This window comes from Herbidospora sp. RD11066 (assembly GCF_054661255.1).
The window spans coordinates 610,002-629,643 of record NZ_BAAGDO010000003.1 but is presented as its reverse complement, the minus strand read 5'-3'; the positions used below and the strand labels follow the sequence as shown (position 1 = coordinate 629,643).

The following is a 19,642-nucleotide window of genomic DNA, read 5'->3' as shown; positions in this document are numbered from 1 at the left end:
TCCGCGGTAGCCAGCCGATCGTCCGCGCGCAGGATTCTCCCGTGTGGACGCCGGGTTATGGTGCGCCTATGGGCACCGCCGTCACCGACTGGGCGATCGCCGTCTGTGTGGCGACGGCGCTGCTGGTCACGGGGCTGTCCGGGCCCGATTCCGCCTTACTCGGGTATGCGTTGCTGGTCGTGGGCGGTCTGGCCCTGGTCGCGCGGCGCCGGGCTCCGGTCGCCGTCCTGGTCGTCACGGGGGCGTGCGCGGTCGGCTACCAGGCGGTGGGTTTCGACGTGCCCGCCGTCGCCTACCTCTTCGCGGTGTACGCCGCCGTACGGGCCGGGCACCGCACCGTCACCGTGGCCGCCAGTGTGATCATGCTGGTCGCCCTCCCCCTCGCGGCCATGGCTTCGGGCCTGCACGACACGGGCGAGGCGTTCGCGCAGGCCAGGGGCGCCCTGGAACTGGCCTGGCTGATCGCGGCGGGCGCCGCTGGTGAGGCGCTGCGGCAGGCCGAACGGCGAGCCGACGAAGCCGAGCGGACCCGTGAGGAGACCGCCCGGCACCGCGCCGACCAGGAGCGGCTGCACATCGCACGGGAGCTGCACGACTCGCTCACCCACCAGATCTCGGTCATCAAGGTGCAGGCCGAGGCCGCCGTCCACGTCGCGCAGAAGCGCGGGGAGCGGGTGCCGGAGTCGCTGCTGGTGATCCGGGAGGCCGGTCGTGAGGCGGCCCGGGAGCTGCGCGCGACCCTGGAGACGCTACGCGAGGACGGCGGGAATCCGCCCCAGGGGATCGACGACATCCACGACCTGGTCGAACGCGCCCGCACCACCGGCCTGGACGCGCGGCTGACGATCGAGGGCCAACGGCGGGACCTGCCGGCGGCGGTCGACCGGACCGCCTACCGGATCGTCCAGGAGTCACTGACCAACGTCGCCCGGCACGCCGCCGCCGCGACGGCTTCGGTCCGCATCGACTATCGTCCCGGCGCCCTGGTCATCCGTGTCGACGACGACGGCAGGGCCACACCCGGCACCGCCCCGGTTCCCGGCGTCGGGCTGCTCGGCATGCGCGAACGCGTCACCGCCCTCGGCGGCCGGTTACGCGCGGAACCGCGTGACGAGGGCGGCTTCACCGTCCAGGCCGAACTTCCGGTGCCGGCATGATCCGGGTCCTGCTGGTCGACGACCAGCCTCTCCTCCGCAGCGGATTCCGGGCGCTCCTCGACCTCGAAGACGACATCGAGGTGGTGGGCGAGGCGAGCGACGGGGAGGAGGGTCTCGCGCTGGCCAGGCGGCTGGTGCCCGACATCGTCCTCATCGACATCCAGATGCCGGTCCTCGACGGCATCGAGGCGACCCGGCGCATCGCCGCGGAACCCGCCCTTTCCGGGGTGCGCGTCGTCGTCCTGACCAACTACGGCTTCGACGAATACGTCTTCAACGCGCTGCGCGCCGGTGCGGCCGGATTCCTCGTCAAGGACATCGTGCCCGAGGACTTCCTGCACGCCGTGCGGGTCGCCGCGCGTGGCGACGCGCTGCTGGCCCCGTCGATCACCCGCAGACTCATCGACAGGTACGTCACGCAGCCGCTTCACCCCGGGGTGTCCCGTGGGCTGAAGGAGCTGACCAACCGGGAGCGCGAAGCCGTCGCCCTGGTGGCGAAGGGTCTGTCCAACGACCAGATCGCCGACCACATGGTGATCAGCCCGCTGACCGCGAAGACCCACGTCAACCGGGCCATGACCAAGCTCCACGCCCGCGACCGCGCCCAGCTCGTGATCCTCGCCTACGAGTCCGGCCTCGTCACCCCACGGAACCTCTGATCTCACGTCGCGCCACGAACACGAACTCGCCGCCCGGCCGGTCGGGTGCGTCGCGGACGTCCTCGACGACGAAACCGTGCTCGTGCAGGTCCCGCTCGATCTCCGCACGTTCGCGGAACCGGAGCGTCGATTCCGAGATCAGCACCTCTCCGTCCGCGAAGACGTGCGTGCCCCGGAAGCTGACCAGCGGCAGGCTCACGTCCGTCAGCTCGGCCCAGCACTCGACCTGGCCGACACCCGGAATGTCCGTCTTGCGGTACGTGGTCTCGCGCGACCACCGCGCCCACGCCTCCCATATCCGCTGAGCCGGATCGCGCGTCTCGAAGACCAGCCGCCCGCCGGGCCGCAGCGCCTCGTGCGCGCCGCGCAGCGTCGTCCGCCACGGCTGCGGGTCGATGATGGCCTGGGCGACGTTCCCGGTCATCGTCACCAGGTCGACCTGCATCGCCGGCAGGTCTCCGGCGTCGCCGACGAGCCAGCGCACCCGCTCGGCGCCCGGCTTGCCCCGCGCGACGTCGACGGACGCCCGCGCCGGGTCGACCCCGGTGACCGCGATCCCGCGCCCGGCCAGCAGCAGCGCGAACACGCCCGTCCCGCAGCCGATGTCCAGCACCGATCGCGCGCCGAACTCGTCTGCCATCGCGAGATAGGCGTCGAGATCGCCGCGGTCCGGGTCGAGCGGGTCGTAGATGGCGGCCAGGCGCGGATTCCCGAACATTGCGTCAACCATGCAAGCGAACGTATGCGACCCAGGGCCGCCGGAATCAGTAGTGGCGGGTCACGGTCTTCCGGCCCCGGTGGCTGAGGTAGATGAAGGGCCACGCCAACCCGCCGGTGATGAGAACGAAGAAGATCTCGCCGACGGTCCAGCGGGGCGCAGTGACGGACATCCGAGGGTAGATCGGCATGGCGTGAGGCGCGGGTTGCTGCACGTACACCGGTTGGACGTACACCGGCTGCTGTGGGTAGGGCTGGGGTGCGTACTGGGCCACCGGGTAGGGCATCGCGGCAGGTGCTCCGTACGCCATCGGAGGCTGCTGGCCGTAGGCAGGGTGGGGACCTGTGGGCTGCTGAGGGTGGAAGCCCGTCGGGTACTGCTGCTGCGGCGGGTAATGAGGCTGCTCGGACATCTGGGGCTCCTGTAATGAGTGAGTCACTACAGGACGTAGGAGACTTAAGAGGCGTTGGCCGCCGTTACCCGATCGAATTTCGGCATCGGATACGGGTGACCGGATTCGTTCGCCCATTGCATCCGGTACCTGGGTACAGGCTTACCGTCGGGACATGACACCAGACACGCCCTCCGCCTGCACTCTGCCGGCCGCCGAGAGGCCGTTGCGGGTGGCCGAGTTCGACGGTCTTTTCCGCGAGGCGGTTCGTTCGGTGGCCAGACCGGAGCGGGCCCGGCTCACGCTGGATCTCGTCTTCAGCCCCGAGAACGCCGCCAGGACCGCCGATCTTGCCGTGCGGGAGAACGGCTGCTGCTCCTTCTTCACCTTCACCCTGACCGTCGCCGCCGGGAGCCTCGCGCTGGATGTGGCGGTGCCGCCGGAATGGACGCCGGTTCTGGACGCACTCGAGACCCGCCTGAGCGGATCTTTGGGGGAGACGTGAACGGCCCGTACCTGCGGAGTGGGCAGGTGGCCGAGCAAGCCGGGGTCAATCCGCAGACCCTGCGCTACTACGAACGCCGCGGCCTGATCTCCGAACCCCGGCGGAGCCCCGGCGGACATCGCGCCTATCCGCCGGAGACGGTCACGCTGCTGACCGTGATCAAGGCCGCCCAGCGCCTCGGTTTCACCCTCGACGAGGTCGCCGGGCTGATCGACACCGGCCGGCGCGGTCATCTCACCCCCGATCTGCGGGCCAGCGCCGAAGCCAAGATCGCCGAGGTGGACGCCCGCATCGCCGACCTGACCACGATCCGCGCGGCACTCACACAGGTGGTCGCCGCAGGCTGCGACAGCCTGACCGACTGCACCTGCCCGGACTGCCCGCTGCCGCTGGCCGACCTCGCCGCGGACCACGTCTCCGAGGAGAACTGATCATGGCCGTTCCGCCTGGCCGCCCCACGCTGCCCGTCGTCACCCGGAATGACGACGGTCCACCTCGCCGGAGCAAGATCGCCGCCACGCTGGCGCTGCTGGCCTGCGCTGCCTGCTGCGCCCTCCCGATCCTGATCGGCGCGGGTCTGCTCACGAGCGCCGGTGCGGCGCTGGCCGAATCGACGCTCTTGGTGGCCGCCGGATCGCTGCTCGCGGCCGCGGCGAGCATGTGGTGGCTGCATCGAAGAAGAACTGAACGCGAAGAACACGGCAGCTCATGCGGTTGCGGTCGGTGTTGAGTCAGAGGGAAGTCGTACGACCGCACAGCAGTTGCTTAAGAGCGAGCAGTTTCACGCGCTCGTCACGGTTCGCGCCCCTTGCCGGTGTGCTTCGGCAGGATGGCTCAGATGCGGTCATGGCGAGGCGGGGTGATTCAGCGCCGCAGGCGTGGTCGGGCTGCTGGCACTGATCGGCTGGGCGCTGATCGGTAAGGACGCGCTGCAGACTGCGGCGAATCCGGCCCAGGGCCTTCGAGATCGCCGAGGTCGCGGAGCACATCTCCCGTCACGACAGCGCCCTGGACTCCGAGCGGGTGCGAGGTTTTCGCCTGCTGGTCGCGCTGGGCTGGTTCCTGCAACTGGGCCCGGACGGCCCGGCCACGCCGCACAACCCGCCAGGAACCCTTGACCTGCAGGCCGAGAGAGTTCTCCACCTCATCGACCGGAGGCCGTCCGCGATGCCCTGCAGAACAACGACTCGTGGAACCTGATCCCATCCGGTCGGATGGGATCAGGGCCCGGGTGGCTCAGTTGACCTGGAAGACGGTGAGGACCGCGGCGTGGTCGGAGGTTCCTTCCGCGATGGTTTCTGAGGAGAGGACGGTGAGGGGGCCTCGGTAGTGGACGAAGTCGATGCGGTCCTGGGGCTCGGGTTCACCGGTGTGGGAGTTGTAGCCGTAGCCGCCGGTGAAGGTCTTGAAGATCGGTGACCAGGTGATGCCCGGGTGGGTCGCCGGGTTGGGGTGGGCCTGGCGGTAGGAGTCGGTGAGGCCCGCGTTGGCCGGGGCGGTGGAGGTGGGCCAGGCGACCGAGCCGTAGCCGCAGTGGGGGTTCGCCGACGTCCAGTCGAGGTGGGACGGGGCGTTGAAGTCGCCCGTCAGGAGGACCGGGGTGGTCGCCGAGGCGGCGAGGTCGGCGGACATCGCGCTGATGATGGCGTTGATCTGGCCGGTACGGCCCGAGCTGGACTCACGGCTGAGGAGCTGCTGGACGGTCATCCGGCCGAAGCAGGCGTCGTAGGGGCCGTAGGGCGTGTAGCCGAGGTGGGCGCTCCAGAGGCGGAGGGAACGGGCGCCGAGGTTGATCTTGGCGGCGACGGCGCTGCCCGCGACGGTCGGGGTCGTGGCGGTGATCGGGTAGCGGCTCAGGACGGCGGTGTCGGAGTTCTGGAAGTAGGACCACCCGAGGGCGGACGCGAGGGTCTGGGCGGCCGAGCCCTCGTTCTCCTGGATCCCGACGACGTCGACGTCGCTTTCGAGCAGGAACTTCAGCTGCCTGTCCAGGCCGTTGGCCACCTGGGTGCCGCCGTGCCAGAGGTTCCAGCTGAGCGCCTTCAGCTGCGGCACCAGCGCGCCCGACTGTACGCGGACCGTCACGGTCGCGTCGGCCGTACCGGAGGAGGTGACGGCCCGGATGCCGAGGACGGCGTCGCCTGCCGAGGTCGGCGTCCCGGTCACCGTGCCCGAGGAGGACACCGACGCCCAGGCGGGACCCGAGGTCTTGGTGAACGTGGCGCCCGGGACGAGCCCGCCGACCGTCGCCGAGTAGGCGGTGCCGACCTTGGCGTTGCGCAGCGTGAACGCCGACGCGGGGAAGCGCGGCGCGGTGTTGCCGGTGATCCGCAGCGTGACGGGCTGGGCGAGCCAGGTGTACCCGTCGTTGTACAGGTAGTAGACGATGTAGTCGCCCGCGCCCAGCCCCGAGGTCGGCAGGGAGGCGGAGCCACTGGAGCCGGTGGTGTACGTCCAGGCCAGCGAGGCCCCGACGTACGCCTGGTTGACGGGGCCGTTGCCCGGGTTCCGGTAGAGCCCCACCCAGTTCTTGGCGTTCGGCCTGGTCGTCGAGTAGCCGAGCTGGATCGGGCTGCCCGACGCCACCGTGGCCGAGGAGAGTGTCAGCGTGCCCGACGAGGGCGCGGTCAACTGGAGTGAGACCGGCTGGGCGAGCCAGGTGTACCCGTCGTTGTACAGGTAGAAGAGCTTGTAGTTCCCGGGGGCCAGCCCCGCGGTCGGCAGCGTGCCGGTCCCGTTGGCGGACGCGGCGTACACCCACTTGGTCGACGGGCCGACGTTGGTCTCGTTGACGGGCCCGTTGCCGGGATCGCTGTAGAGCCCGACCCAGTTCGTGGCGTTCGGCCGGGGCGTGGAGTAGGCGAACCGGATGTCGGAGCCGACCGTGACGGATGCCGACGTCACCGTCAGCGTCCCGTCGGCGGCGGCCTGGGCGGGCCGGACGGTCAGAGTGACGGCCAGGACGGCCAGCACCAGGGCGAGAAGTCGTCGCATGCGTGCTCCCGGGAGCGAGGGGCGGACGCCCGCGATCGTCCGCATCCGGCGTGCCCGCCGAGTGACATCCCGGTCGCGCCGAGCCGAACCACGGCCCAACACTGGGGGCCCGTCACAGGGTGATGACGCTCTTGCCCTTCGCGTGGCCGGCCATCACGTGGTCGATGGCCTGCTTCGCTTCCGCCAGCGGGTAGGTCCGGTCGACGTAGGGGACCAGGGTGCCCGCGGCGAGGCGTTCGCGCAGGTCTTCGTAGTCGGCCAGGGTCGGGAGCGCGATCAGTACCTTGAGCTGCTGTTTCACGAACAGGTTGAGGCCGAGCGCCCGGAACTGGCGGCCGAGGCCGGTCACCTTTCCCTTCGACATGCCGCCCAGGATGATCAACTGCCCGCGAGGGGTGAGGCGCCTGCGGAGAACGTTCACGTCGCGGCTGCCGTAGACGTCGTAGACCACATCATAGGTGCCGGTGCCGAGGTCCTCTTTGGTGTAGTCGACGACGTGGGTGGCGCCGAGTTCACGTACAAGATCGGCTTTTCCACCACTGCACACGGCGGTGACCTCGCCCTCGTGCAGCTGGACCAGGAACGTTCCGATTCCGCCGGCGGCGCCGATGACCAGGGCTTTCTTGCCCGTCCCCGCCTCCTTGGCGCCGCGCAGCGCGGTGAGGGCCGATGTGGGGACGGCGGCCGCCTGTTCGAAGGTCAGGTTGGCCGGTTTCAGCACCAGGAGGTTCTCTTTGGCGACGACGTACTCGGCGAAGCCGCCCACGGCGGCGCCGAAGACCTCGTCGCCCGCCTTCAGGCGGGTGACCTTCGCGCCGACCTTCTCGACGACGCCGGCGACGTCGCCTCCCGCGATGGGCTGCTTCGGCCTGGTCAGGCCGAAGCCGAAAAGCCGCATCAGGTACGGTACGCCGGTCATCCGGTAGGAGACTCCGGGGTCGACCCCGGCGGCCTTCACGCGGATGAGGACCTCGTCGTCCTTCGGGACGGGGACGGGGAGTTCGGCCTGCTCAAGGCTGCCGTAGGTTCTGTGCACCATGGCTTTCACGGGTACTGGAACACCTCTTCCAAGGAGACGTCGAAGACGCGGGCGATCTGGAAGGCCATTTCGAGCGAGGGTGAGTAGCGGCCCTGTTCGATGGCGATGACGGTCTGCCGGGTGACGCCGAGACGGTCGGCCAGGTCGGCCTGGGTCATCTCGCCGTTGGCGAAGCGCAGGGCGCGGATGGTGTTGGTGACCTTCGTGGGTTTCACCACTGCTGGAACCCGCCTCGCCGGTAGGCGATGACCTTGGCCAGCGAGCCGACGATCATCGTCAGGGCGAAGCCCAGGTAGATGATGTTGGCGATCCAGAAGTAGGGCGCTTCGAGCAGCGCCAGGACGAACGCGCCCAGGGCGCCGATGACGGTGAAGGCCTGGCCGACGCGGTCACCCATCTGGTCGATCTCCCGGTCGCGGACGTCGGTGCGGGTGCTGCGGTCGCCGAACATCGCGCTCACGATGCTCACCACGATCGAGCTGACGATGGAGATGCCGAGCGACCAGAGGAGGACGGGGACGTAGTCGACGTCGGTGAGCGCGCCGGCGCCCTTGCGGGTGAGGATGGCGACGATGTAGCCGCAGTAGATGACGAGGGTGACGGACAGGTATATCCAGGCCCTCTTCTCCAACATTGTCATGCTCTTGAAGGTAAAGCAAGTTAGACACCGTGTCTAGTTTTCTTTACATCAGTTTCCGTCGGTGGGGGCTGCTAGCGTGGGGCCGCTTTGTCCCGGCTCGTCACTGAAGGTTGCTGTGCGTCGCTATCGTTTCGGCAGGATCGCCGGTCTTGTCGCGCTCGGCTATCTCGCGGTCGTCGCCGTGCTGGGTGGGCTCGCGCTCACCACCGTCCACGGCGATCTTCTCCGTACGGTCGTCACCCGGGACTCCGGCATGAACTGGTTCTTCGGTCCTGACGAAGGCGCGCCTCCTCCCGTCTCGTGGGGGCTGGCGCTCGTCCTGATCCTCGTCGGGGCGGTTCAGGCCTGGGCCCTGTGGCAGGTGCTGCGCGGGCGTACCCGTGGCGAGCTGACCGAGCGGGGCGGGAAGGTCGGGCTGCTGCGGCTCGCCCTGTACGTCGGGGTCGGCTACGGCCTGCTCATGATGGTCCTCTCCCCGGTGATCTACGCCTGGGAGATCTACTGGGTCTGGACGGTGACCGGCATCGTCTCCTGCTGTGTGCAGGGGGCGGTCGTCTGGCTGTTCTTCCTGGTGCTCCGGGACAGCGTCTCCCGTGGCTTACGGCTGTTCTCGCTCGTCGCCGGGACCATCGCCGTGGCGAGCAGCCTGGGTCAGGAGATCGCCGACTTCCTGAGCTTCTCCTCCGCTGGAGAGATCCTGGTCCTGATCGGCGGGTTCGGCCTGGTCTGGCTGGCGTGGTCGGCGTCGATCCTGATCGCCCAGGCCAAGGATCCTCGCTGGAGCGCGGCGACCGTCTGGATCGGCGTCGTCGCGCAGGTGATGACGGTCGTCCAGCCGTCCGGGATCGTGTCGTACGGCGGCAACGGCTTCCCGGACACCTTCTTGATCTTCACTCTTCTCGGCGCCGTCAGCGTCTTCGGGCTGGTGTGGGACGCCAGGACCGCCCATGACCTGGCCAACCCGCTTCCCCGGCCGTACCCGAAACCGGCGCCGGTGCGGGCGGCGGCCCGATGGTGGCCGCTCGCCGCCGTGGCCGTCGCGCTGCCGGTGATCCCGGCCGCCGTCAATCTCGCGCAGGGCAGATACCACTGGATCGGGCCCCGAGGCGTGATCGAGCGCTTCTTCCGGGTGGACGGCGGCACCGGCAACGCGCTGACCTGGCTCGGCGTGGACGTCGCCGTCGGTGTCGGCCTGCCCGCGCTGCTGATCCTGGCCGCCGTGCTCCGCCGGACCCCGCGCACCCTGTGGTTCACGAGGCTGACCCTGATCGTCGCCGCCGTCGTGGCGTTCGTCAGCGCGCTCACGGCGGAGCCGGTGACGGGCGAGTTCGACGGTTTCTACGACGGTGCGCAGATCTACCCGGACAGCCTGTTCGCCGAGAACTTCCTGGGCATCTCACCGGCCTGGTACGGCGCGGCCCTGCTCGCCTCCGCCCTTCTCCTGCCGATCCTCTATCCGACCCCGCTGTCCCGGCCCGTCCGCCGCCGCGTGATCGTCGTGGCCCAGGTCGTCACGCTGGTCGCGCTCGTGTTCGCGCCCGTGGCGGACCTGGCCCGCGGCACGGTCACCACGGCCGAGGACTGCGCTCCCGCCGAGCCCTGGCGGGGCGAGCCCGAGCTGCCTCAGCCCACCGGGCACCAGCGTCTGATCTGCTCCCTCCGGGAATCAGGCGTGATCAACCTCGCGGCCGGCACGCCCGACGCCATGATCCTCACCCACGCCCGCTGGCTGTGCGGGATCTACACCCGCGACGAACCCCAGGAGGTCGCCCGCCACCTGACCGCGCGGGGCCTGACGCGCGACGCGCTGACCTACCCGCTCGCCGAGGTCTGCCCCAGCGCCGGCGCCGTGGCCGCGGCCGCGTCCGCGGAAGAGGACCGGGAGATGGAGGAGTGGGAGGCCGACAGTCAGCGCATGTGTGACGAGAGTCCACGTCACCGGCCGCTCATCAAGGCGGCGAAGGCGGTCCGCCTGAAGGAACCCCAATGGACGGACTACGGGGTCCTCGAAGCGTACGAGCCGAGCGAGGACGGCGGAGATCCGTTCGACGACGGCCTGCTGGAAAAAGCCCAGGACGACGGCTTGGCGGCGGCGATCCCCGGCCACCTGATGGTCCTGACACACTCCGACTACGACATCTGCGTGACCCTGGAGACCTACGGCCGCCGGCCGCCGGTGGAGACCAAGGGCTGGGACCACGTCGTCGAGGTCGGCTACGAGAGCCCCACGGGCGAGATCGTGCTGATGGACGGTCTGAGCGGCACCACGTTCCCCGACCTGTCACTGAACGGCCGAGCGGGTCATTACCGGATCCGCGTGCACTACGACTGGTTCAAGTGGAAGGGCGTGCAAGACGGCGGCCAACGACTGCTGATCATGGCCTTCCCGGGCAAGAACGACAAGCCCGTCACCTACCGGAAGTAACTCTCCAGGTCATGCACTAACGCAGGATGTCAGCCAGGACGGCCGCCTCGCTCAAGTTGGCCTTCTTGGTCGCGGTGAGCAGCGTCAGGACGCCCTCGCCTGCGAGTTCGCGCAGATGGGCCAGGGCCGTGGCCCGCTCCGGCTCCTCCAGTTCGCTCTGATAGCGGCGGCAGAACTCGGCGTAGCGGTCGGGGTCGTGGTGGTACCAGTCGCGGAGTTCCGGTGACGGGGCGATCTCCTTGCACCACTCGTCGAGGCCCGCCTTGGCCTTGGCCAGGCCCCGTGGCCAGAGCCGGTCGACCAGTACGCGGGTGCCGTCGTCGGGGGACGGCTCCTCGTAGACCCGGCGGACCCGAACCTCGGTTTCGCTCATGTCTACGACACTACGCCGCAGGCTTCCAGGTAGGTCTTGATGGCGTTGCGGTTGCGCTGGAGCACGTCGATGCGCTTTTCGATGCCGCCGAGCTGCCGCTGGAGGGCGCCGATGTCGATGTTGGCCGTGCACGTCTCGGGGGTCGGGGAGCCGAGGCAGGGGAGGATCTCGCGGATCATGTCGGTGGTGAAACCGGCGTCGAGGAGTTCGCGGATCTGCAGAACGCGGTCGATTGCCGGTTCGCCGTAGGTGCGGTAGCCGTTGGCGCTCCGGAAGGGGTGCAGGATGCCGACCTCTTCGTAGTAGCGCAGCAGCCTGGGCGGGACGCCGGTCTTGGCCGCCAGGTCTCCGATCTTCATCAGCTCTCCTTCGCTTGACCTTCACATTAATGGAAAGGTTTAGCTTTTCCGCGTCCGACCTGCTGGAACGAGAAGGAGAGCAACGAGATGACCAGGTGGAACGTGGAAAAGATGGCCGATCAGAAGGGTCGTACCTTCGTCGTGACGGGGGCGACGAGCGGGCTCGGGCTGGTGACGGCGCGCGAGCTGGCGGCGCACGGCGCCCGGGTGCTGCTCGCCGTGCGTGACCCAAGGCGAGGGGAGGAAGTCGCGAGAGAGCTTCGAAGAAGCGGGGGCGATGTCGAGGTGCGGCAGGTCGATCTGCTGAAGCTCGACTCGATCCGCCGGGTGGCGAAGGAGATCGACGAGGTCGACGTGCTGGTCAACAACGCGGGGATCTCGATGGTCGGTCACGCGGTGACCGAGCTGGGCGCGGAGCGGCATCTCGCCGCCAACCACCTCGGGCACTTCGCGCTCACGGCGCTGCTGGCGCCCGCGCTGCGGCGGTCGCCGGCGCCGCGGGTGGTGACGGTGACGTCGTACCTGCACGAGAAAGGCGAACTTCGGCTGGACGACGTCGCGTGGACCCGCAGGTACACACCTCTGGCCGCCTATGCGGCGTCGAAGCTGGCCAACGCCGCCTTCGGGGTCGAACTCGCCCGGCGGGACCCCGGGATCACGAGCGTGGTCGCGCATCCGGGCTACAGCAACACGCCGATGCAGCGGAAGGGCACCGGGCTGACCGGGGTCTTCATGCGGGTCTCCGGCGCCCTGCTCGCGCAGAGCCAGGAGATGGGGGCGCTACCCCAGCTCTACGCGGCGACCGAGCCCGGCCTCGCCTCCGGCTCGTACATCGGGCCCGATGGCAAGGGTGGACGGTCAGGGTATCCCCAGGTCGTCGAGCTGTCGGCGGCGGCCAGGGATCCCGAGCTCGGGCGGCGGCTCTGGGAGCGTTCGGAGGAGCTGACCGGCATCCGCTGGTGACCTCAGTGCAGTCTCAGTGCAGGGTGCCCTCTTCCGACGAGACGAGTTCGCCGATCGCGGCGAAGAAGGCCTGGATCCCCGGCAGGTTTCCGCCCTTGGCGCGGGAGGCCGCGAAGTCGGCCGGGGAACGCCACTCGACGATGTCGAGCCATTCGCCGCCGGGCAGCTCGACGAGTTTCGCGCCCAGGAAGCCCTCACGGTCGGCCTCGAAGTCGGCGATCATCCCTTTGCGGGCGGCCAGGAGGTCGGCCGTGCGCTCCGGGGCGACGCGGAATCTGGTGATCTCTACTGTCTTCGCCATAGCGCCAATATATGAAGCTACTTCTTGTGGACGGTGTCCAGCACGGCGATCACCACGAACGCGACCACCGCCGCCGCGACGGCGACGACATAGCACCACGGTTCCGGCAGGTAGTTGGCCGCCACGAGCCAGCTCGGGTCCTTGTCGGTGAAGACCCGGAAGATGATCGCTATCGGGCCCTCCCAGACGCCCGCGACGAGCGTGAGCAGCATGGCCAGCCGATACCAGGCCTCGTTCATTTTCCGCCCCCTCGTGATACGAACGTATCAATGACACCATCGAGAGAGCCGCTGCAACAGCCGATACGTCACGATGTTCAGGCGAATAGGCTGGGGTCGTGCGTGACGAAATGACGTGCCCAGTCTGCCGTGGCGCGGTGCGGCCGGTCACCCGGGGGCGGCGTCCGGTCTACTGCTCGCGCGCCTGCCAGGCGAAGGCCTACCGGTCCCGCCGGAACCCGCCGGTGCCGGTGCCCGCCGAGCCCGAACCGGCCGGGCGGCGGCGCCAGATCGCCGAGGCGGTCTGGCGGATCGCCGCCCAGCGCGGGTTGCAGATGGCCACCGTCCGCGAGATCGCGGCCGAGGCGGGGGTGTCACCCCGGGTGGTGCAGTATCACTTCGCCGACAAGCACCATCTCCTGGTGAGCGCCCTGCGGATGCTCCAGCAGGAGAACGAGCGCCGAGGTCAGGAGCGGATCGCCGCGCTGCCCGGCGTGTCGGATCCCCGCGTGCTGCTGCGGGCCACTCTCGAGGAGTTGCTCCCCCTCGACGACCGGCGCCGCATGAGCCTGCGGGTGATGACCGCCTACTACGCCCGGAGCCTCACCGACCCCGCGCTGGCGGCGGTGTTCCTGCACGCGGGCCGTCCGCTGGAGGAACTGGTCGCCGCCCTGATCTCGGCGGCCGGAGCCCGGACCTCGGTCGACGCGGCCCGGGAGGCCGATCTGCTCGTCGGTGGCGTGAGCGGGCTCGGGCTCGACCTGCTGCACCGGCGCCGCACCCGGGCCGACGTGCGGCGCGTCCTCGACTACCACCTCGACCGCATTCTCAGCGGCTGAGCCGGGCGATGATCAGGTTGGGGTCGGTGGCGGTGAGGTAGGCCGCGCTGAGGACGTAGAGGGTGCGGCCGCGTACGGCCACCGAGGTGGGGTTCTGGAGCCCTTCGGTGAGCAGGGTCGTGGCGTGGCCGCGCTCGTCGATGCGGACGACCTTGTTGGGCGCGTTCAACGTCGCGATGACCTGGTCGTCGCGGGTGAAGGCGATGTCGTCGATGCCGGCCAGACCGGTGGCCTCGACCTGCACGGGTCCGGGGCGGCCGTGCTTGATCGGGATGCGGAGCAGGGTGCCCGCGTCGAGGTTGGTGGCCCAGACCGCGCCGTCCTTGACCTTGATGCCGTTGGCGCCGAGGAAGCCGGCGGCGGCGAGTTCCTTGGCCGACGACCAGGTCTGGGCGGTGCCGCCCTTGAGCGGGACGGTGGAGATCGTGCCGAGGACCGAGTCGGTCAGGTAGAAGGTCTCGGTCTTCTCGTCGTAGGCCAGGCCGTTGGGCAGGCCGCTGGCCGGGAGGGCGGCGATCCGCCGGGGTTCGCGGCCGGGGCTCAGGCGGTAGAGGCCGGTGGTGGCGGCGTCGCCGCTGGCGTACAGGAAATAGAGCGTGCCGTCGGCGGTGCGGACGATGCCGGTGGTGAGGGCGAAGCCGAGCACGGGGGCGGCGGTGCCGCCGTCGGGGAGGGTCGCCAGGATCCGGACCTTCCCGGTGGGGCTGACCGAGGCGACCTGGCGGGCGGAGGCGAAGGTGACGTAGGCGGTGCCGTCGGGGGCGAGGGCGATGTTCTCCGGTTGGCGGCCCTTCGTGATGTCGAAGTGCACCGCGATCCGGGACGACGGCGTCGCGTTCGCGGGAGGTGCGGCCACCAGGCCGATTCCGGCGGCGAGCGCGAGGGCGAGCAGGCTGTTGCGCATCTCTGGTCCTGTCTGGATGAGGGCGTGCGGCATCGGGCGCTCCGGTCGGAGCGCCTGCTTCTTCGAGGGGGGATCAGCCGGTCGGCTGGGTGTGCCGGGCCGGCTGTCCGGTGACCACGCTGTGGACGAGCAGGGTCATCGCGGCCCGCGAGGGCGACCCTGCCTCGGTGGTGGCGACGACCACCGACTGGTCATCGGCGGTACGCAGGGTCTGCTGGGTCACGTGCAGGGTGCCGACGAGGGGGTGGCGCATTTCGTACACGGCGTCACCTGCGGTTTTGACCCGGTGATCGGCCCACATCGTGGCGAACTCGGGGCTCTTGACCGTCAGCTCACCGATCAGCGCGGTGAGCAGCGGGTCGTCGGGGTGACGCCCCGACGCCATCCGCAACGTGGCCACCACGCCCCTGGCCTTGGCGGGCCAGTCGGCGTAGAGGTCACGGGTGTGCGCGTCGAGGAACACCAGGCGGGCCATGTTGGGGCGCTGCGCCAGATGGCCCGCGAACAGCGCGTGACCCAGGGTGTTCCAGGCCAGCACGTCGCCGCGCCGGCCGAGCACCACCACGGGCACGTCGCCGAGCGCCGCGATCAGCTGATGGGTCGCCCGGCTCACCTTTTCCGGGGCGGGCCTGCGCGGAGCGGCCTTGCGGCGGCCACCGGCGGCGAGTTCGTGCAGGTGACGGCGTTCGGCGTCGTCGAGGCGGAGCGCCTGGGCCAGGGCGTCGAGCACTTCGGGTGAGGCGTTGGACGACTGGCCCTGCTCCAGCCGCGAGTAGTAGGACGCGCTGACCCCGGCCAGCAGCGCCAGTTCCTCACGGCGCAGCCCGGGGACGCGGCGGCGGCCGCCGTAGGTGGGCACCCCCACGTCTTCGGGCCGGAGCTGGGAGCGCCTCGTCTGGAGGAACTCCCCGAGCGGCCGTCGTGTGTTCATGGCTCAAGTATTCGCGGCGGCGCCGGAGCCGAGCCACACCCTGCCGGGGTGAGGCTCGCTCAGCGGCCGAACCAGCGGAGCCTGCGCGCGCTGCGGGAGCGGATGCGGAGCCGCCCGTAGCCGAGCTTGCCGGACACCCGCACGTGGGCCCGGCCCGGTGTGGGCGAGCCCGGGACGTCGGAGTTGACGCTGCCCCATTCGCAGTGGACGTCGTTGGTGTCGGCGCTCATGCCCGGCGGCAGGGTGATGCTGGCCGAGCCGTATTTCAGGTGGAGCTCGATGACGATCTCGGGATATTCGATCATCGCCTCGCTCAGGTCGAGGTAGGGATGGCCGTAGACCGACTCGACCCGCAGCACCCGGGGGACCCGCCACTGCCCCGAGCGCGTGATCTTGCCGGCCTTCGAGGTGATGGTCACCGCCTCGCCGGGGCGTTCGGGCAGGTCGGCGGTGAGCGGCACCAGATCACCGTGGGACACGGCGGTCAGGGCGCGCTCGACGCGCAGTTCCATCTCCGCCGACGCCAGGCGGCCATCGGCGAACGCCTGTTGCAGGCGTCTGACGGTCGCCTCCCGGTCCTGGTCGGAGGCTCGGGCTGTCAGGTCCATGCGGCCACCTTTCCGATGGTCAACAATTTACGGGGTGAACGACTCATCCTTAAGGGGGACGGGGTAGGCCCTGGGGTCGTGGACGACGATGTCCGGGCACGGATCCGGGGCCACTGGGAGGCGTCCGAACGCGGCGACGCCGAGGCCGAGCATGACATGTACGCCGACGACGCTATCCTCGACTATCCCCAGTCGGGTGAGCGGTTCCGGGGGCGGGCGGCCATCCAGGCGCAGCGTGCCGGGCATCCGGCCGAGCGCCACTTCTCGCTCCAGCGCATCCGCGGCGGCGGCGGTCTCTGGGTGAGCGAGGTCGTCATCACCTACGACGGCGTGCCCACCCACTCGGTGAGCGTGATGGAGGTCGTCGGCGGGCTGGTGACGTACGAGACGCAGTATTTCGCCGACCCCTTCCCCGCCCCCGCCGGTCGCGCGGAGCCCTAGGAGGGGAGCGTCCCGGCGAGGTAGCGGGCGTCGTCGAAGATCTCCGGGGTGAGCCGGACGCCGGTGAGGTGCTCGATCAGCCTCAGGCCGGGCCCCCGGTAGAGGTCGTGGTCGTCGCCGATCTCCTTCATGAGTTCGGTGAGTTCGGCGGGCACCTCTTCGGAGTAGCCCTCCTGGGCCCAGTGGCCGAACCGGATGTCCCCGTCTTCGATCCAGCGGAAGTCTTCGAGATCCTTGATGTCGAGGCGGTAGAGGGAGACCACGCGGGTGCCCGCCGACAGGGGCACGGTGAAGTCATCGTTGGCGGCGAGCCAGCTGTTGTAGAGCGCGATCAGCGCCCAGTCGCCGATGCCCGTGACCGCGATGTACCGCTCGTCGCCGTCGTTGATCGACTCGTCGAACGTCATCCAGGTGAAGTCGCCGACCTGGCCGCCCAGGTGGGTCACGAGCTTCTCGGGCGTATATCCGCGGACGAAGATGAAGCTGAAGGCCTCCGCGAGATGGGATGAGGAGAACCAGGAGTAGTCGGTCATACGAGGGATCATGACAGATGCGGCCGCCGCCTTCGCCGCGGGCGAAAGCGGCGGCCGAATTCCCTTTCTATCGAATGGTGACCCGGTCACCGGCCGGTGAATCGATCGGTGAATTCTTCGCCAGATATGTCGCCAGCGCTCCCCGGTCGTCGGGCCCGCCGCGATAGACGCCGGTGGCACCGCCCCATCGGGGGAAACCTTCGTAGCCGCCGACCAGAATGTAATTGGCGGCGATTCTGAGCACCTGGTCGTCGGCCACCGGGACGCCGTTGAGCGTGAGCTCGGTGACGGCGCCGCCCTCCAGCGTGTAGCGGAGCGTGGACGACGGCGTGAGCACCCAGCCCTGCGGGTTCGGATGGGCGAGCACGGTCTTCAGCGCGGCGCCGGTGACCGTCCACACGTCGATCGCCAGCCCGGCGGGCTGGGTCGCGTAGACCTCCTCGAAGGTGATCGGGCCCGCGTCGAGGTCGAGGTGGAACCCGTATCGGCTGACCAGGGCGGCGTCGGCGCCCGATCGGGACCGGACCGCGTCGAGGTGGGCGTCGGCGACCAGCTCGGCCAGGGGACCGCCACTGGCGGTGCGGACGATGGGCTCGGTCGCCTCGGCCAGAGTCGCCTGCCCATCAGGCGTTTCGCACTTGAAGTAGTAGAGGGTGTTGGACACGAGGCCGTCAGGCTGGGCGAGCTCGACCTGGACCGACCACGGGCCGGGGTTCTCGAAGTCGTATTCCCAGTTGAGCGTGGCGAGCAGGGCGGTGAAACTGCCGTTGTGGTTGCTGGGCGACTTGAGGTTCTTCCACTGCTCGGTGCCCACGATCCGGTGGCGGATGAGCTGGAGACCCGGAGGGAGCCCTTCGAAGGTGCCGTAGACGTTGAAGGTCACCGGGCATTTCGACGCGGTGGTGCGTTCGAAGGCGAGCGTGAGTTTCTGCACCGGATTCGTGGCGAATGGCTCGGCCTGCGCGGCAGGCGCGAATGCACCCGCCACCAGCACCAAAACGGCCACCAGCCCGCCGATCCTGCGGAACAATCTCACGGTATTCCCATCTGTCGATGCGACAAGGACGGGCCAGAGACTAATAACACCGACCGACAATTCCGCGCCTGTCGGAAATTGACGGCTTTTGAATGCACGAATTCGATTAGGACGGGGCGCCGTTCAGCACCTCGACCTTGCCCGTGTCCAGGGAGTAGTAGGCGCTGACGACGGCCAGCTTGCCGCCGTTCACCAGCGGCGACAGGTCGCGGTTTCCGCGCAGCGCGTCGGCCGTCAGCTTGACCTGGGTCTTCGCCATCGTCTCGACCGGATCGGCGCTGCCCTCGGCGGCGGTCTGCTCGTAGGCGGGCCGTAGCGCCTCGACGATCGCCTGCAGGTTCCCCGGCAGGGGCTTACCGTCCTTCAGGGCCTTGTACGCCGCCTCGACCGCCCCGCACCTCTGATGTCCCAGCACCACGATCAACGGGGTCCCGCTCGTCATCGGGCCGTATTCGACCGAGCCCGTCACCACGGGGCCGGTGGTCTGGCCGCCGGTGCGCATCACGAACAGGTCCCCGAGGCCGGTGTCGAAGACCAGCTCGGGCGGGACGCGGGAGTCGATGCAGGCGAGCACCACGCCGTAGGGCTGCTGCTTGGCCGCCAGGAGTTCGCGCCGGGTCGGGTCGCGGTCGGGGTGCTGCAGGGCGCCGGTCACCCAGCGGCGGTTGCCCGTCATCAGGCGGTCGAAGGCCGACTTCGGCGAGTCGGGATACGCCTGGGACGCGGTCGACACCGGCACCGCCCTCAGCGTCGTCTCGGCCGTCGCGCAGCCGCCGAGCGTGAGGGAAACGGCTCCTGCCAGTAGCGTCCTTCGCCCCATACCGTCCATGACCTGGATCTTGTCCACGCGGGCTCATCGCAGAGCCCAGCGAAAGGTCAAAACGGTGTACGGCGACCGCTGCCAGGTGGCGGTCGCCGTCGGTGGATCAGGGAGGGCCTAGAGGTCGCCGCTCTCGATCCGCTGCTTCAGGCCCGACTGGATGCCCTGGTGCGCGGCCACGCCCGAGGACAGTGCGAGGTCGATCAGCTCGGTGGGCGTCTCGAAGGTGAGGTTTTCGGTCACCTTGGTCTTGAGCGGGCCGACCTTCTCGAAGGTGATCTTCTGGTGGGTGACGATGTAGCCCGTCGACCACGAGTCCACCGTGTAGAAGAAGTCGGCCAGGTGCAGCACCTGACGCGCGTGCGTGTTCAGCGTGATCGGGGCCGGCGACGCCGGGATGACCTCGATGGCGGTGAGGTTCTTGGCCCGACGGCCGAGCGCGGTGTTGTCGCTGTGGGTGATGACCTGCTGGAGCACAGGGTTCGCACCGATGTGGTTGTTGAAGTTGGAGTACTTCGCGAAGACTTCAGCGCGGGGCGCGTTGATCGTGATGGAGATGCTCTGGGACGCGCGCGACCGGCCGGCTGGCAGCGGGTTCGCGACCTGCGTGAACTTGTACGTGTTCCAAGTGTCCAGCCACTCCTGCGCGAGGGGGTCGGTCGTGGCACGCGCCGGCGCACCGAAGACCGAGAGCAGCAGGGACATGGCGAGGAGGGGAGCGCTTAACAGACGAAGCAGCCTCGTGTTCATGGCAGAACATTTATCGCATTCAGGACATGAACACACCT

Annotated in this window: 26 protein-coding genes; 9 read left to right on the top strand and 17 right to left on the bottom strand. The window is 69.3% G+C overall.

Annotation, left to right across the window (positions count from 1 at the left end; all coding sequences use genetic code 11):
• Positions 1–68 precede the first annotated feature (68 nt).
• Together ACYQ78_RS14475 and ACYQ78_RS14470 are read left to right on the top strand one after the other, a co-directional pair.
• The gene (locus ACYQ78_RS14475) at positions 69–1,157 is read left to right on the top strand and encodes a sensor histidine kinase (protein ID WP_459801330.1); all 1,089 of its coding nucleotides are present in this window, start codon (positions 69–71) and stop codon (positions 1,155–1,157) included.
• The gene (locus ACYQ78_RS14470; RefSeq protein ID WP_459801329.1) at positions 1,154–1,816 is read left to right on the top strand and encodes a response regulator; all 663 of its coding nucleotides are present in this window, start codon (positions 1,154–1,156) and stop codon (positions 1,814–1,816) included. The genes ACYQ78_RS14475 and ACYQ78_RS14470 overlap by 4 nt, the downstream gene beginning before the upstream one ends.
• Here ACYQ78_RS14470 and ACYQ78_RS14465 read toward each other — a convergent pair.
• Complete coding sequence (locus tag ACYQ78_RS14465) at positions 1,797–2,546, bottom strand: class I SAM-dependent methyltransferase (protein WP_459801328.1); 750 nt, start codon at positions 2,544–2,546, stop codon at positions 1,797–1,799. The two genes, ACYQ78_RS14470 and ACYQ78_RS14465, sit on opposite strands and share 20 nt — an antisense overlap.
• A 34-nt stretch (positions 2,547–2,580) precedes the next feature.
• Complete coding sequence (locus ACYQ78_RS14460) at positions 2,581–2,946, bottom strand: hypothetical protein (protein WP_459801327.1); 366 nt, start codon at positions 2,944–2,946, stop codon at positions 2,581–2,583.
• Between the two features lie 154 nt (positions 2,947–3,100).
• Here ACYQ78_RS14460 and ACYQ78_RS14455 point away from each other — a divergent pair, with 154 nt between their 5' ends.
• The 3 genes from ACYQ78_RS14455 to ACYQ78_RS14445 are packed head-to-tail and all read left to right on the top strand — an operon-like array spanning position 3,101 to position 4,160.
• Positions 3,101–3,430: a hypothetical protein gene (locus ACYQ78_RS14455; protein ID WP_459801326.1), complete on the top strand. Its 330-nt coding sequence runs from the start codon at positions 3,101–3,103 to the stop codon at positions 3,428–3,430.
• Positions 3,427–3,861, top strand: a complete 435-nt coding sequence (locus ACYQ78_RS14450; protein ID WP_459801325.1) for a MerR family transcriptional regulator — start codon at positions 3,427–3,429, stop codon at positions 3,859–3,861. The genes ACYQ78_RS14455 and ACYQ78_RS14450 overlap by 4 nt, the downstream gene beginning before the upstream one ends.
• A gap of 2 nt (positions 3,862–3,863) precedes the next feature.
• Positions 3,864–4,160 carry a hypothetical protein gene (locus tag ACYQ78_RS14445; RefSeq protein ID WP_459801324.1) on the top strand — a complete coding sequence of 99 codons (297 nt, stop codon included), beginning with the start codon at positions 3,864–3,866 and terminating at the stop codon, positions 4,158–4,160.
• Positions 4,161–4,666: 506 nt separating this feature from the next.
• On the opposite strand, the gene ACYQ78_RS14440 is transcribed toward ACYQ78_RS14445, so the two are convergent.
• From ACYQ78_RS14440 to ACYQ78_RS14425, 4 genes are all read right to left on the bottom strand, one after another.
• Positions 4,667–6,424: an endonuclease/exonuclease/phosphatase family protein gene (locus ACYQ78_RS14440; RefSeq protein ID WP_459801323.1), complete on the bottom strand. Its 1,758-nt coding sequence runs from the start codon at positions 6,422–6,424 to the stop codon at positions 4,667–4,669.
• A gap of 112 nt (positions 6,425–6,536) precedes the next feature.
• Positions 6,537–7,463 carry an NAD(P)-dependent alcohol dehydrogenase gene (locus ACYQ78_RS14435; RefSeq protein ID WP_459801322.1) on the bottom strand — a complete coding sequence of 309 codons (927 nt, stop codon included), beginning with the start codon at positions 7,461–7,463 and terminating at the stop codon, positions 6,537–6,539.
• A 5-nt stretch (positions 7,464–7,468) separates the two neighbouring features.
• Positions 7,469–7,681 carry a helix-turn-helix transcriptional regulator gene (locus ACYQ78_RS14430; protein ID WP_066359887.1) on the bottom strand — a complete coding sequence of 71 codons (213 nt, stop codon included), beginning with the start codon at positions 7,679–7,681 and terminating at the stop codon, positions 7,469–7,471.
• Positions 7,675–8,103, bottom strand: coding sequence for a hypothetical protein (locus ACYQ78_RS14425; protein WP_459801321.1), 429 nt, complete (start codon positions 8,101–8,103; stop codon positions 7,675–7,677). Before ACYQ78_RS14425 ends, ACYQ78_RS14430 begins: the two co-directional genes overlap by 7 nt.
• Positions 8,104–8,218: 115 nt before the next feature.
• Here ACYQ78_RS14425 and ACYQ78_RS14420 point away from each other — a divergent pair, with 115 nt between their 5' ends.
• Entirely contained in the window at positions 8,219–10,528 is a 2,310-nt protein-coding gene (locus tag ACYQ78_RS14420; RefSeq protein ID WP_459801320.1) for a hypothetical protein, read from the top strand.
• A 16-nt stretch (positions 10,529–10,544) separates the two neighbouring features.
• Here the strand turns inward: ACYQ78_RS14420 and ACYQ78_RS14415 are convergent, their stop codons facing one another.
• Positions 10,545–10,901 (bottom strand): DUF488 domain-containing protein, encoded by a 357-nt coding sequence (locus tag ACYQ78_RS14415; protein ID WP_459801319.1) that lies wholly within the window; start codon positions 10,899–10,901, stop codon positions 10,545–10,547.
• A gap of 2 nt (positions 10,902–10,903) precedes the next feature.
• Entirely contained in the window at positions 10,904–11,260 is a 357-nt protein-coding gene (locus tag ACYQ78_RS14410; protein WP_459801318.1) for a MerR family transcriptional regulator, read from the bottom strand.
• A gap of 87 nt (positions 11,261–11,347) precedes the next feature.
• On the opposite strand from ACYQ78_RS14410, the gene ACYQ78_RS14405 reads away from it, so the two are divergent.
• Entirely contained in the window at positions 11,348–12,223 is an 876-nt protein-coding gene (locus ACYQ78_RS14405) for an oxidoreductase (protein ID WP_459801317.1), read from the top strand.
• Positions 12,224–12,236: 13 nt separating this feature from the next.
• On the opposite strand, the gene ACYQ78_RS14400 is transcribed toward ACYQ78_RS14405, so the two are convergent.
• The gene (locus tag ACYQ78_RS14400; RefSeq protein WP_459801316.1) at positions 12,237–12,524 is read right to left on the bottom strand and encodes an antibiotic biosynthesis monooxygenase family protein; all 288 of its coding nucleotides are present in this window, start codon (positions 12,522–12,524) and stop codon (positions 12,237–12,239) included.
• A gap of 17 nt (positions 12,525–12,541) precedes the next feature.
• Positions 12,542–12,763: a hypothetical protein gene (locus ACYQ78_RS14395; protein WP_459801315.1), complete on the bottom strand. Its 222-nt coding sequence runs from the start codon at positions 12,761–12,763 to the stop codon at positions 12,542–12,544.
• Positions 12,764–12,861: 98 nt separating this feature from the next.
• On the opposite strand from ACYQ78_RS14395, the gene ACYQ78_RS14390 reads away from it, so the two are divergent.
• Positions 12,862–13,581, top strand: coding sequence for a TetR/AcrR family transcriptional regulator (locus ACYQ78_RS14390; RefSeq protein ID WP_459801314.1), 720 nt, complete (start codon positions 12,862–12,864; stop codon positions 13,579–13,581).
• Here ACYQ78_RS14390 and ACYQ78_RS14385 read toward each other — a convergent pair.
• The 3 genes from ACYQ78_RS14385 to ACYQ78_RS14375 form a co-directional block, all read right to left on the bottom strand.
• The gene (locus ACYQ78_RS14385; protein WP_459801313.1) at positions 13,571–14,485 is read right to left on the bottom strand and encodes an SMP-30/gluconolactonase/LRE family protein; all 915 of its coding nucleotides are present in this window, start codon (positions 14,483–14,485) and stop codon (positions 13,571–13,573) included. The genes ACYQ78_RS14390 and ACYQ78_RS14385 overlap by 11 nt on opposite strands.
• A 73-nt stretch (positions 14,486–14,558) precedes the next feature.
• Positions 14,559–15,416, bottom strand: coding sequence for a helix-turn-helix domain-containing protein (locus ACYQ78_RS14380; protein ID WP_459801312.1), 858 nt, complete (start codon positions 15,414–15,416; stop codon positions 14,559–14,561).
• 59 nt (positions 15,417–15,475) lie between these two features.
• Positions 15,476–16,024 (bottom strand): DUF1707 SHOCT-like domain-containing protein, encoded by a 549-nt coding sequence (locus ACYQ78_RS14375; RefSeq protein WP_459801311.1) that lies wholly within the window; start codon positions 16,022–16,024, stop codon positions 15,476–15,478.
• 78 nt (positions 16,025–16,102) lie between these two features.
• Here ACYQ78_RS14375 and ACYQ78_RS14370 point away from each other — a divergent pair, with 78 nt between their 5' ends.
• Complete coding sequence (locus tag ACYQ78_RS14370) at positions 16,103–16,465, top strand: nuclear transport factor 2 family protein (protein WP_459801310.1); 363 nt, start codon at positions 16,103–16,105, stop codon at positions 16,463–16,465.
• On the opposite strand, the gene ACYQ78_RS14365 is transcribed toward ACYQ78_RS14370, so the two are convergent.
• From ACYQ78_RS14365 to ACYQ78_RS14350, 4 genes are all read right to left on the bottom strand, one after another.
• Positions 16,462–16,998 (bottom strand): DUF6461 domain-containing protein, encoded by a 537-nt coding sequence (locus ACYQ78_RS14365; RefSeq protein WP_459801309.1) that lies wholly within the window; start codon positions 16,996–16,998, stop codon positions 16,462–16,464. The two genes, ACYQ78_RS14370 and ACYQ78_RS14365, sit on opposite strands and share 4 nt — an antisense overlap.
• 67 nt (positions 16,999–17,065) lie before the next feature.
• Complete coding sequence (locus ACYQ78_RS14360; RefSeq protein ID WP_459801308.1) at positions 17,066–18,034, bottom strand: 5'-nucleotidase C-terminal domain-containing protein; 969 nt, start codon at positions 18,032–18,034, stop codon at positions 17,066–17,068.
• A gap of 106 nt (positions 18,035–18,140) precedes the next feature.
• On the bottom strand, positions 18,141–18,881 hold the full coding sequence (locus ACYQ78_RS14355) for a carbonic anhydrase (RefSeq protein ID WP_459801307.1): 741 nt from the start codon (positions 18,879–18,881) through the stop codon (positions 18,141–18,143).
• 90 nt (positions 18,882–18,971) lie between these two features.
• Positions 18,972–19,559, bottom strand: a complete 588-nt coding sequence (locus tag ACYQ78_RS14350; protein WP_459801306.1) for an SRPBCC family protein — start codon at positions 19,557–19,559, stop codon at positions 18,972–18,974.
• Between the last annotated feature and the right edge of the window lie 83 nt (positions 19,560–19,642).